The organism is Planctomycetota bacterium (genome assembly GCA_016125255.1).
Lineage (GTDB): Bacteria > Planctomycetota > Phycisphaerae > Phycisphaerales > Zrk34 > RI-421.
In genome coordinates, this window is sequence record WGMD01000031.1 from 43,770 (window position 1) to 55,371 (window position 11,602).

Annotated in this window: 9 protein-coding genes; 2 read left to right on the forward strand and 7 right to left on the reverse strand. The window is 64.4% G+C overall.

The features are described from left to right. Positions 1 to 33: 33 nt before the first annotated feature. The 4 genes from GC162_19165 to rimO form a co-directional block, all read right to left on the reverse strand. Positions 34 to 1,464 carry a DUF1552 domain-containing protein gene (locus tag GC162_19165; protein MBI1370761.1) on the reverse strand — a complete coding sequence of 477 codons (1,431 nt, stop codon included), beginning with the start codon at positions 1,462 to 1,464 and terminating at the stop codon, positions 34 to 36. Beyond that, positions 1,457 to 3,340 (reverse strand): DUF1592 domain-containing protein, encoded by a 1,884-nt coding sequence (locus GC162_19170; protein MBI1370762.1) that lies wholly within the window; start codon positions 3,338 to 3,340, stop codon positions 1,457 to 1,459. The genes GC162_19165 and GC162_19170 overlap by 8 nt, the downstream gene beginning before the upstream one ends. A gap of 100 nt (positions 3,341 to 3,440) precedes the next feature. Beyond that, on the reverse strand, positions 3,441 to 4,643 hold the full coding sequence (locus GC162_19175; GenBank protein MBI1370763.1) for a redoxin domain-containing protein: 1,203 nt from the start codon (positions 4,641 to 4,643) through the stop codon (positions 3,441 to 3,443). Positions 4,644 to 4,701: 58 nt separating this feature from the next. Beyond that, positions 4,702 to 6,426, reverse strand: coding sequence for a 30S ribosomal protein S12 methylthiotransferase RimO (gene rimO, locus GC162_19180; protein ID MBI1370764.1), 1,725 nt, complete (start codon positions 6,424 to 6,426; stop codon positions 4,702 to 4,704). Between rimO and GC162_19185 the strand changes: the two genes are divergently transcribed. Next, entirely contained in the window at positions 6,343 to 8,196 is a 1,854-nt protein-coding gene (locus tag GC162_19185) for an FAD-dependent oxidoreductase (protein ID MBI1370765.1), read from the forward strand. The two genes, rimO and GC162_19185, sit on opposite strands and share 84 nt — an antisense overlap. Before the next feature lie 120 nt (positions 8,197 to 8,316). Next, on the forward strand, positions 8,317 to 9,342 hold the full coding sequence (locus GC162_19190) for a hypothetical protein (protein ID MBI1370766.1): 1,026 nt from the start codon (positions 8,317 to 8,319) through the stop codon (positions 9,340 to 9,342). 66 nt (positions 9,343 to 9,408) lie between these two features. On the opposite strand, the gene GC162_19195 is transcribed toward GC162_19190, so the two are convergent. From GC162_19195 to GC162_19205, 3 genes are all read right to left on the reverse strand, one after another. Beyond that, on the reverse strand, positions 9,409 to 10,218 hold the full coding sequence (locus GC162_19195) for a hypothetical protein (GenBank protein ID MBI1370767.1): 810 nt from the start codon (positions 10,216 to 10,218) through the stop codon (positions 9,409 to 9,411). 180 nt (positions 10,219 to 10,398) lie between these two features. Then, the gene (locus GC162_19200; protein MBI1370768.1) at positions 10,399 to 10,911 is read right to left on the reverse strand and encodes a hypothetical protein; all 513 of its coding nucleotides are present in this window, start codon (positions 10,909 to 10,911) and stop codon (positions 10,399 to 10,401) included. Between the two features lie 141 nt (positions 10,912 to 11,052). Then, the gene (locus tag GC162_19205) at positions 11,053 to 11,472 is read right to left on the reverse strand and encodes a hypothetical protein (GenBank protein MBI1370769.1); all 420 of its coding nucleotides are present in this window, start codon (positions 11,470 to 11,472) and stop codon (positions 11,053 to 11,055) included. Positions 11,473 to 11,602 lie beyond the last annotated feature (130 nt).

An 11,602-nucleotide genomic window follows, 5' to 3' on the forward strand; every position in this document is an offset into this window, starting at 1 on the left:
AATGATCATTGCTAAGCCGCAAGCGTCTTTATATCAGACCCCCGCGTAGTTCGCATCGTTGAGCCCCGGCAAAACTTCATCCGAGTCGGAGAAGCTCTTGATGGGTACGCCCAGGTGCTGGAGGTTCGCCAGGTATAAATCGGTCAGGGCGGTCGAGTCGGGGTAGACGATGTGGCGGCCGGGGGAGAGTTGGCCGCCGGCGCGGCCGGCGAGGACGATCGGCAGGTCGACGGGGCTGTGGGCGTTGCCGTCGCGGAGCGACGAGCCGAACATCAATGTGGAGTTGTCCAAGAGCGAGCGGTCGCCTTCCCTGATCGCGGCCATCTTGTCGAGCATGTAGGCGAACTGCTGGGTGTGCCAGATGTTGATCGCGCGGTACTGGTCCATTTTGCCGGGGTTGTTTTCGTGATGCGAGGTCTGGTGATGCCCGCCTTCGACGCCCGGCAGGAAGCTGAAGTTTTTGGGCGAGACGTCCCGGCCGAACATCAGCGTGGCGATGCGCGTCGAGTCGGTCCAGAACGCAAGCACCATCAGATCGAGCATCAACTTCGCATGCTCGGTGTGATCGAAGCTCCGCTCGGACTTGTGCTCGACATCGCTGTCCCATGCATCGACGCGCTTGCCCAGCGCGGCGATGGCGTCGCGCACCGCCGCATCGTCGGCGTGCTCCTTGCTTCGGCGATCGGCTTCGAATTCGATGCGATGCTCGACGCTGCGCACCGAATCGAAATACTCGTCGAGCTTGCGCTGGTCCTCCGCGCCGAGCTGCTGGCGCAAGCCCTTCGCATCGTCCATCACCAGATCGAGCACGCTGCGGTCATCGCCATTGAGCGCCGACTTCTGCCCGCCGGCCGAGCGGAACAGGCGATCGAAGGCGAGCTTGGGATTGATCTCGCGGGCGACGGGGGTGCTGGGCGTGGACCAGGAGATGAACCCGCCGTAGAGCTGCGTGAAGCCGACGTTCGTATCGACGCTCGAAACGGGCGACTCCAGCGACAGCTCCAGCGAGGGAAGGCGCGTGAGGTTGCCGATGTGCTGGGCGGCAAGCTGATCGACGCTGATGCCGTTGGAGCGGACGTCGGCGCCGGTGGTTTTGGTGATGGCGGTGCCGGTGAGCCATGCGGCGGATTTGACGTAGTGCCCATCGCCCCATTTGACGCGGTCATGTTCGAGATGACTGAGCACGAGCAGGTTCGGCTTGTGCACGGACAGCGGCAAAAGAATCGGCGAAAGCTCGAAATTGGCGCCCTTGCCCGTCGGGGCCCAACTGCGCGGATCGACGCCGTTGGGCATGAACAAGGCGGCGTAACGGATCGGGTAACCGTCGGCGGTCGTCGCGCTGTCGGCGGCGGGGTTGGCCAGCGCGCGCGAGACGGGGAGCATGGCGTTGAGCATCGGCAGCGCCATCGTGACGCCGGCGCCGCGCAGGAAGGTTCGACGGGGGATGTGCCATTTCTTACTCATGAGGCGCTTCCTTCCGGTCTGTGATTGTAGCGTTCTTGCGGTGCGTGAACGGGTAGCTGGTGGCGATGCCGACGATGAGGTTCTGGGCGTGATAGTCGTTGGCTTTCAGGTCGTCCATGATCTTGTTGATGACGGGCGTGTCATACGCTTCGATGCCGCGGGCGAGGGCGTAGGCGAGCATCTTGTCGGTGAGATGGCGCATGATCTGTTCGCGGCGGGCGAGGAGGATCTGTTTGAGTTCGCCGGGGCCGGTGAAGGTTTCGCCGGTGGGCATTTTGCCGGCGGCGTCGACGGGGACGCCGCCGATCTTGTCGCGCCAGGCGCCGATGACGTCGAAGTTTTCGAGGCCGAACCCGAGGGGGTCGATCTTGGCGTGACAGGCGGCGCAGGTCGGGTCGGCGCGGTGGCGTTCGAGTCGTTGGCGAAAAGTCTGACCATCGTGCGGCTTGTCATCGCGCGAGAGGGTCTGCACGCTCGCCGGCGGCGGGGGGGCCTGCACGCCAAGCACCTGTTCGAGGACCCACTTGCCGCGCAGGACGGGACTGGTGCGCTGCGGGTAGGACGCCACGGTCAGCACGGCTCCGAGCGTCAGCACGCCGCCGCGCGTCGCATCGGGCAGCGTGACGCGGCGGAACTGATCGCCTTCCACGCCGGCGATTCCGTAATGTTTGGCGAGCGCGGCGTTGAGATACGTGTAGTTGCACGCAATGAGGTCCGTCAGCGGGGCGTTGTCGCGGAGCATGGCGGCGAAGAGATCGATGGGCTCCTCGCTCATGGCGGCTTTGAGTTCGGGTGTGAAATCCTTGTAGCGATTGCGGTCGGGCTCGACGCTGCCCAAGCGGCGGATGTCGAGCCATTGCGTGATGAACTGCTCGGCGAAGGCGCGGCTCTTGACATCGGCGAGCATGCGCTTGACCTGCGCGATGAGGACATCGTTTTCGTGGAGCCGATTCTGTTTGGCGAGGTCGAACAGTTCGCGATCGGGCATGGAGGACCAGAGCAGATAGCTCAAGCGCGTGGCGAGTTCGAAGTCGTTGAGGGGATACGCATCGGTCGCACCGGGGCGATCGGCTTCGATGCGATATACGAAATTCGGCGACACGAGAACCGCCCGCAGCGCGAGGCGGGCGGCGTCATTGAAGTCGCGGCCGGACTGCATGGCGTGATCAAACACGTTCAGGTATCGGTTGATTTCGCCCTCATCGGTCGGGCGACGGAAAGCGCGCGGGAGCAGGGCGGCGAGCATGTTGTGCGCGGCGGCATGCGGGTCGAATTTCGTATTGGGATCGACGCCGGCGAGTTTGGCGACGTCGACCTGCTCGGCGATCTGTCGGGCGGCCTGAAGGTATTTTTCCATCAGGATGGGCGTGATGTAGAGCGTGGCGGCGTGATTGTCAAAGCCCTCGCCGCCGCCGCCGTCGGCGGGGAACGCATCGGCGGGATGCGAATCGACGCCGAGCAGATCGCGGATCGTGTTGTTGTACTCGACGCGCGTCAGGCGGCGGATCACCGTGCGGCCGGGGTCGGGTTGATATTCCAGATGCGCGAGCGTGTGCTCGACGGCTCCGATGAGCCGGGCGCGATCGGCGTCGCTGGGCTGGGGCTTTTTGTGCGGGGGCATCTCGCTTTCGCGCAGCACGCGCGTCACATCCTCCCAGAGCTTGGGGTTCTGGGCGAGCGAAGCGGGCGTGACGAAGCGATCGAGATTGACGTCGCCTTTCTGCTTTTTGTCGTTGTGGCAATCGACGCAGAACTGTTGAATGAGCGGACGGGCGTCGGCTTCGAAGCTCGGGTCGCTCGCGCGGCCGGCGCGGACGAGGAGCGCGACGAGCATGAGGGCATAGACCGGCAATCGCAGTGGCGGGCGTGATGTCATGATGAATCTTGGCGGGTCCGAGCGGGGGGGAAGGTCTGGAAAATGCTACGAGCCCAACCCGCGACAGGCAAGGATCAGCGGGGATTTCATATCGGGCGATTCAGGGGCGCGGCGTCGGTTGGGTGGTTTCGACGCTGATGGCGTGCAGGCGGGCGTAGATCTGCTCAAGCACATCGAGCGAGCGCGTGCCGGTGTATCGTCGGCGGACGAAGCCGTCGCGCCCGATCCAGACGGTGACGGGCACTTCGAACCCGCAGTAGGCGCCGGCGACCTGCCCGGTGTTCTCGATGAGGACGGGGAAGTTGACCTGATCGGCGCGGGCCATGACTTCGATCGCTCGTGCGGCGTCGGCGTTGAAGGGCAGCGAGCCGTCGGCGGCGGCGGCGAACTGCGCGTCGCCGTGCGGATCGCTGACGCCGTCGGTGCCGATGCCCAGCACGACCAGCTCGTCGCCATGACGATATTTGAGCTGCACCAGTTCGGAGAGCTGATCGCGCGCGGGTTGATCGGCCGAGTGCCAGAAGTAGAGCACGATGATGCGGCCGCGCAGCGCAGCCAGATCGACCTTGGCGCCGTCGATGTCGGTGAGCTGAAATTCGTCGGCGAGCGTCGGGCTCGGCGGCGGGGGAACCGCCAGCGCCGGCGCCGCGGCCGGCTGCGTGCCCTTCTGCTCACGCCACCACGTCAGGCACGCCTCGACGGCGGCCCGACGCGCGGGCTTGTCGGCGGCCGGATCGTACGCGAAATTCCGATCCGCCCGATCGCCCAGCGCCGCCATCGCCGTCGCGACGACCTGCGGCTCCGAATCATTGAGCATCCAAAGCACCGTCGACACATCCTCCGACTGCCGATTGGACACGAGGAAATTGAGCCACAGCAGACGCACCTGCGGATCGGCGTCCTGCAACATGACATTGACCCATTGCCACGGCGCCGACCCGCCCGTCGCCGACGCAAGCTGAAGCGCGATCGTCTGCACGCTCAAGTCCGCATCGCGACAGGCGTCGTTGATGATCGCGCGCGAACTGTCGAGCAGCTTCGGGTCCAGCAGCGCCGCCCGGCTCAGATAGTGAATCACCGCCTGCCGGTGCGGAATCCCGCCGGCGTACCACATCGAATCAACCGTCCGCGCGGGCGAGGGCGTTTCCTCCAGCAATGCGTCCAGCGCCTTCTTCGACGGCGAATGCAGACCGATCACGCCCTGCACGCCGGATTCCGGCAGCACCTGCCCGCGCTGAAACGTGACCAGAAGCGCCACGCCGATCGTGACTACCGCGATGACAATCCAGCGAGCCGCCTGCATGTGCGATCCCCAAATGATGAAACGGCTGAACGATTGTACTGGCGCGGCGCTCGGTCCACTAGGCGATCGGCAGCCGAATGCGACGATGCGTCTGCTCGACCGGCACGGCGACAAGATCGTAATCCGCCGCGTCGGTCACCGTGCACTTGACGACCTCGCCGACGGTCAGCGGCTCGCGCGACTGCACGTACGTCACGCCGTCGATGTCCGGCGCCTGCTGGTACGTGCGTCCCACGTACAGATGCCCGCCCTCGCCGACGCCCGCCGTCGCCCGGCCGCTCGTCTCCGTCGCGCCTTCGATGAGCACGTCATCCTGCTTCTTACTTTCGGCAATCCGGCGATTCCGCTCCAGCACCACTTCCTGCTGCGCGAGCATCAGTTCCTCGATCCGCTCTTCGATCATGTCATCATCGATGGCCCCGCCGCCGGCGTGAAGCGTCCCCGCGGGCGTGCCCGGCTCGGGCGAATAACCGAAAACGCCCATGTTCTCGAACCCGAATTCGCGCACGAACTCGACCAGCTCGCGGTGCTCCGCGTCCGTCTCCGTCGGATAACCGCTGATGAACGTCGTGCGGATCGCCATGCCCGGCACACGATCGCGCAGCTTCGCCAGCAGCGTCTCGATCAGCTTCCGGCTCGTCTTGCGCTTCATCGAATCGAGCACGCGGTCGTTGATGTGCTGAAGCGGCATGTCGATGTATTTGAGCACGTGCGGCAGGGCGGCGATCGTGTCGATCATCTCGTCAGTGAAACACGATGGATACGCATACATGAGCCGCAGCCACGCCCCGCCGCGCCCCTGCGCCAGCTTGTTCAGTTCCGTAAGCATGCCCGACAGCCCCGGGCCGTACCCGATATCCGCCCCGAAGCTCGTCGTGTCCTGCCCGATGAGGTTCAATTCGAACGCCCCATCGTTAAACAGTTCCGTCGCTTCATCAAGAATCGCGCCGACGGGTTTCGACCGCATTTTCCCGCGGATCGAGGGAATCGTGCAGAACGCGCAGTTCTGATTGCACCCTTCGGAAATGCGCAGGTACGCATAATGCCGCGGCGTCAGGCGGAGCCGCGCCGCGTCCGATTCGTGGTAGCCCTTGCCTTCGATGTTCCGCCGGCGACGGGCGATCGTGTCGCTGGCCGCGATGGAGCTGTACACCGGCTGATCGATCGCCAGGTCGTTCTGCTCCGGGCGGTTGCCGCGCACCGCTTCGACGATGTGATCCCGATCGAACACGCCGATCAGCGCATCAATATCCGGGCACCATTCGAGCATCTTCGCCCGATGCCGCTGCACGAGGCACCCAGCGACGACGATCCGCTTGAGCTTGCCCGCCTTCTTGCGCTCGGCCGCCTCGCTGATCACGTCCAGCGATTCCTGTTTGCTCGCTTCCAGGAACCCGCACGTATTGATCACGATCGCGTCCGCCTGCGACTCGTCGTCGATCGGAATCAGCCCGTCGCTCGCCAGCGAGCCGAGCATCTTCTCCGAGTCGACGAGATTCTTCGGACACCCCAGCGACACAAACGCGACGGTCTCAATCCCGTCGCTCGCCGCAGGGCCGCTCTTTTTTGTCTTCTTCCGGGGGCTCATGTCGCGGTCAGTGTATGCACGGTCCTCGCGCAAGTCGTCCCACGCCTTGTTACTCCCAACTCCCAATTCCCCACTCCGCATTCGCTCCCTCAAATCCCCTACAATTCCCCCATGAATCATCACACCCGCCGAATCGTCCTCGCCATTGTGCTGCTCCTCGCGCCCGCCGCCTTCGCCGCCGACCTCGCCGATCATTATGACGTCGTCATCGCCGGCGCCGGCACCGGCGGGACCGCCGCCGCCGTCGCCGCCGGGCGCCTCGGCGTGTCCGTCCTGCTCGTCGAGCCCACCGACTGGGTCGGCGGCCAGGCCTTCGCCGCCGCCGTCACCAGCATGGACGAGGCCTCCCGCGACCTGAGCGTCCGATCCCGCGGCCTCTACGCCGAACTCGTCCGCCGCGGCAACGCCCACTACGACAAACTCAACCTCTCCACCGACACCTGCTACAACGGCAAGGGACACTTCTGCCTCGAGCCCCGCGTCGGCCGCGCCATCTTTCTGTCCATGCTCGCGGGCACTCCGACCGTGACCCTCTCCCTTCAATCGACCGTCACCAAAGTCGTCCGCGACGGCGACCGCATCACCGGCCTCGACCTCGCCGTCGTCTCCGACGATGGCAAAACGACGACCCATCACATCGCCTGCACCGTGCTGATCGACGCCACCGAATACGGCGACGTCCTCCCGCTGACCGGCGCGACCTACCGCATCGGCAATCGCCTGAGCGATCAGCCCGTCGATCCCGCGCTGCCCGATCCGCCGATGCAGGACAACACATGGACCGCCGTCATCCGTGAATACGAATCCGACCCCCCGGAGGATTTCATTTTCAAGTCGCCCCCGCCCAACTACACGCCCGAACATTTCGCCCGCGGCCTCGCCGTCGATGGCAGCGCCCGCAATGAGCGTCCGTGGAACTTTGACCGCTTTGTCCGCTACCGCGGCATGCCCGACTCGCACCGCATGACCCAAGCCCAAAACGGCGGCAAACTCCCCACGCGCACCCACATCAATTTCACCAACGATTACCCCTTCTCCGTCAACGACGTTGAGCAACCCGACCTCCGCGAGCAGCGTGAATACGAATCCATCGTCCGTACGCTCGGCCTCGCCTACTACATTCAACACGACATGGGCCTCTCGCATTGGGCCATCGCCGATGACGAGGGCTACGACGGTCCGTACAACCAGCGCCGCGTCGAGGCGCTCATCGCCAAGCACCCCGACCTCGCCCCGTACCGCACGATGCTCGTCAACATGCCTGTCATGCCCTACGTCCGCGAGTCCCGCCGCATCGTCGGCTTGTACACGCTCACGACCGCCGACATCCGGCGCGACAAGCCGCATCACCCGCGCGATTTCATTACGTCCATCGCCATCGCCGACTACCCCGTTGATGTGCACGGCTCGCACAGTCCCGCCGTCCTCGAAACAGACCTCGACCCCGTCAACCTCATCCCGCACAAATGGGGCGACAACGGCATGGGCCCGTTCCAGATTCCCCTCGGCTGCCTCATCCCCATCAAAATCGACGGCCTCCTCGCCGCCGAGAAAAACATCTCGCAGTCCCGCCTCGCCAACGGCGCGACCCGCCTCCAACCCTCCACCATGCTGACCGGTCAGGCCGCCGGAACCCTCGCCGCCCTCGCCGCGCTGCGTCATGAACCCCCGCGTTTCGTCCCCGCCGTGCTGGTGCAGCAGAAACTCCTCGAAGCCCGCGATCCCCTGACCCGCGAGCGTTTCGACGACCTCAAAAAAGACGACCCGCTCTTCATCCCCGCGCAGCTCGCCGTCGTGCATGGCGCCTTGACCATGACCGATCAGAACTTCCACCCCGACGCCGCCCCGACCGACGCCGACCGCGCCGCCCTGATGCAATTCGGCGTGAAGGACATCCCCGCCACGCGCGTCGCCGCCGCGAAGATCGTCGCCGATCTGCTCCTCAAGAGCGCCGAAGGAAAATGACCCGCACGCCGATGCTCAACAACGCTTCGCGGCGAAGCGTCCGGTATCCCCATCCGCGCGTGCAATCATCCACACGCCGCATGCATTGCGCCTGCATCAATCCCACCCCGGAGTTGCCCCATGCGTCATTTCGTTTCGATCCTTCTTGCGTCCGTGCTGATCTTCGCCGCCGTTCAATCCCCCGTCCGCGCCGCTGATCCGCTCGTCTACGAAGGCGACGCCGGCCCCGCCAAGGGCAAGCACATCGTCTTCATCGCCGACGATCACGAATACCGCTCCGAAGAAACGCTCCCCGCTCTGGCCCGCATTCTCGCCAAGCGCTTCGGCTGCAAATGCACCGTCGTGTTCGGCCTCGACAAAGACGGCGTCATCGTGCCCGGCGTGTCGAACGTGCCCGGCATCGAAGCGCTGGATGACGCTGACCTGATGGTGATCTTCACGCGCTTCCAGAACTGGCCCGAAGATCAGATGAACCACTTCGTCGACTATCTCGACCGGGCCGGCCCCGTCGTCGGACTCCGCACCGCGACGCACGCCTTCAAAGGCATCCCCAAGGGCAGCCCCTACGAAAAGTACAACAACGGCTACGGCGGCGCGGAATATAAAGACGGGTTCGGCCGACAGGTCCTCGGCGAAAAATGGGCCGGTCACTACGGACCCAATCACAGATCATCGACCCGCCTCGACCTCGTTGGCGACCAGAAGGACCACCCCGTCCTCCGCGGCGTCAAGGACGTCTGGGTCATGGCCGGCGCCTATTTCACCGACCCGCTTGAGCCCAGCACGATTCTCGCCATGGCGCAGCCCCTCAACGGCATGACCGCCGATTCGCCCGTGGACACCAGCAAAAAGCCCGTCCCCGGCGCGTGGGTCCGAACCTACAGCGGCAAAGACGGCAAGACCGGCCGCGTCTTCACCAGCACCTACGGCTGCTCCAGCGACATCACCAACGCCGGCTACCGCCGCATGCTCGTCAACGCCTGCCTCTGGGCCATGGGTCTCGACGACGCCATCCAGCCCGACCTGAACATCGACTTCGTCGGCCCGTACAACCCGACCTGGCACAACGGCCCCAAACGCGCCGCCGGCGTCAAACCTGCCGACCTCGCCGGCTGGGATTCCCCCATCTTCCCGCTCGCCAAGTGATCAACACCACTCCCCGAAAAGCCGAGGGCTGAGGCGCAGCCGAAGCCCCGGATTCCCCCTCGACCTTCACCGCTTCTTGCTGACCTTCGCCAGCAGTCGCAGCAGTTCCATGTACAGCCAGACGAGCGTGACGAGCAGCCCGAACGCGCCGTACCACTCCATGTACTTGGGCGCGCCACGGGCGGCGCCCTGCTCAATGAAGTCAAAGTCGATCACCAGATTCAGCGCCGCCAGCACGACGACGACTACGGAGAATCCGATCCCGATCGCGCCCGTCTCGTGAATCATCGGCATCTCGTAGTGAAATGCGAATCGCGCGATGATGCTCACGAGGTAGAACAGCGCGATCGCCCCCGTGGCGGAGACGACGCCGATCTTGAAGTTCTCGGTCGGCTTGATGATCTGCGTCAGGTACAGCCCGAGCATTGCAACCAGCACGCCGAACGTCAGCCCCACCGCCTGCGCCACGATCCCCGGATACATGTACTCGAACATCGCCGACAGCGCCCCCAGCGCCACGCCCTCCGCCGCCGCATACATCGGCGCCGTCACCGGCGACCATGTCTTCTTGAAAATCGTCGCCAGCGCCATGACCAGTCCCCCGATGCACCCGCCCCACACGTAGGTGAACACATACGAGGGCACATTCGAAAGCGCATTGGTGCGCCCGACCTGCTCAATCGTCCGCGCCCCGACGTCGGCGAGCCCCGCCGTCGTATGCGCCCACGTGTACGCGCCCGTTCCGATCACGATCACCAGAAGAATCAGCGTCTTCTGCACCGTCCCCGTGAGCGTCATCTGCTGCGCGCCCGGTTCGGTGAACGCGAAAGTCGAAGCCGTCAACGCCGGATTACCTGATCGAAGTCGCATGTTCATGCCCTTATTTTAGAAAAACCCCCGTCGCACGATTGACAATCCCGCGCCCGCGCGCCGCATTTCCGCCAACCGGCATGCACGTCCCGGTCAAGTATACCACACCCGCCCCACGCCGACGCTGAGGCCGCCAAAGTGTCTGGTACACCGCTGCAAGTCCCGCGTTCCCACGCGGGGCCCGCATCACGATGTCACGTTGCTCAATTGAAGTGTGGATGCGCGTGCACGCCGGCGGAGAGATTCGAAGTAGTGGATGGTTGCGATCATGGCGATGAGTGCGACGGGCCAGTTGTAGGTGCTTCCGAACAAATAGACGTCATGGACCCATGGATTGTCAGGCCGGTAATACCCGCCTCGGATACCCGCCCATGACGGGACGCGTTCGAAATGTCTCCAAGTCTGCGGGACCGTCGTGTAGCGATGGACTTCGACCCACTTGTCCAAATAGTTCGGCTCGACGTTGGCGACAACCCATTCAAACTCGCCATCGCACGACTGGAAGAAGACGACGGGGCCCGAGATTCCAATTTGCATGCGAAAGTCGATGTCAAGACTCAGGAGCCAGAGCGATATGAGCAGAAAGAGCGAGAATGCATAGCATCCGACGAGTCGGCTGATGCGGATGGGCGATTTGATGGACGGCGCGTGCGCGTGGCTCACGCCGATACAGACGCGGTCGCAACCGAAGAGTTTCACAAGAACTCAGCGGGCTCCTCTGACATGGATGATGTTCAACTTCATGCAAGCCCCACGTGGCAACGTGGGGTCCGACCGCGCATCCATTTTCGTGACCCGACCCTGAAAGGGTCGGCTATGTGGGGAAGGCAAGGGGGCGGGTCAGTGGGGTTTGAGGAGGTTGGTTTTGGGGACGAGGTCGGATTGGAAGGTGACGTTGTCGAGGGTCCATTCGCCTTGTTGGCGGTGCGCGGTGACCCAGAGGTTGCCGCGGGCGTCGGGGCCGTGGAGGGAGATTTGCAGGTCGGCGGAGCCGGAGGAGCCGTGGACTTCGATGTTGCCGGTGGGCATGAAGCCCTCTTCGATGGGCTGACCGAGGGCGATGAGGACGCGGACGTCGGCGCGGGCGAGGGCCATGGCGCGCGTGTAGGGCTCGGAGGATTTCATGATGTGGGCGACAAGGAGAATCATCATCACGATGACGACGATCATGAAGACGACGAAGCCGATCACCAGGGCTTTCCAATGCCGACGATACCACGCGGCGTTGTACGCGACGAGTTCAACGACGGGATGAGCCATGCGGGTTGCTCCGGAAAGGTGACGAACCGCAATGAGACGGGCGGATGGTAGTTGCGCGGGGGGGGGGGCAAGGCGCGAGATGTGGACCGGGGAGTGCTAAGCCGCGAGCGGCGTCGTGAAACGGGGGGCG

Bases quoted from the DNA above. Each gene is read 5' to 3' on its own strand.
- GC162_19165 (MBI1370761.1), bottom strand. From the start codon at position 1,464: ATGAGTAAGAAATGGCACATCCCCCGTCGAACCTTCCTGCGCGGCGCC.
- rimO (MBI1370764.1), bottom strand. From the start codon at position 6,426: ATGATCGGCGAGGTCGGCGGCGAAGGCGGCGGGCGCGAGGAGCAGCAC.
- GC162_19175 (MBI1370763.1), bottom strand. From the start codon at position 4,643: ATGCAGGCGGCTCGCTGGATTGTCATCGCGGTAGTCACGATCGGCGTG.
- GC162_19195 (MBI1370767.1), bottom strand. From the start codon at position 10,218: ATGAACATGCGACTTCGATCAGGTAATCCGGCGTTGACGGCTTCGACT.
- GC162_19190 (MBI1370766.1), top strand. From the start codon at position 8,317: ATGCGTCATTTCGTTTCGATCCTTCTTGCGTCCGTGCTGATCTTCGCC.
- GC162_19170 (MBI1370762.1), bottom strand. From the start codon at position 3,340: ATGACATCACGCCCGCCACTGCGATTGCCGGTCTATGCCCTCATGCTC.
- GC162_19185 (MBI1370765.1), top strand. From the start codon at position 6,343: ATGAATCATCACACCCGCCGAATCGTCCTCGCCATTGTGCTGCTCCTC.
- GC162_19205 (MBI1370769.1), bottom strand. From the start codon at position 11,472: ATGGCTCATCCCGTCGTTGAACTCGTCGCGTACAACGCCGCGTGGTAT.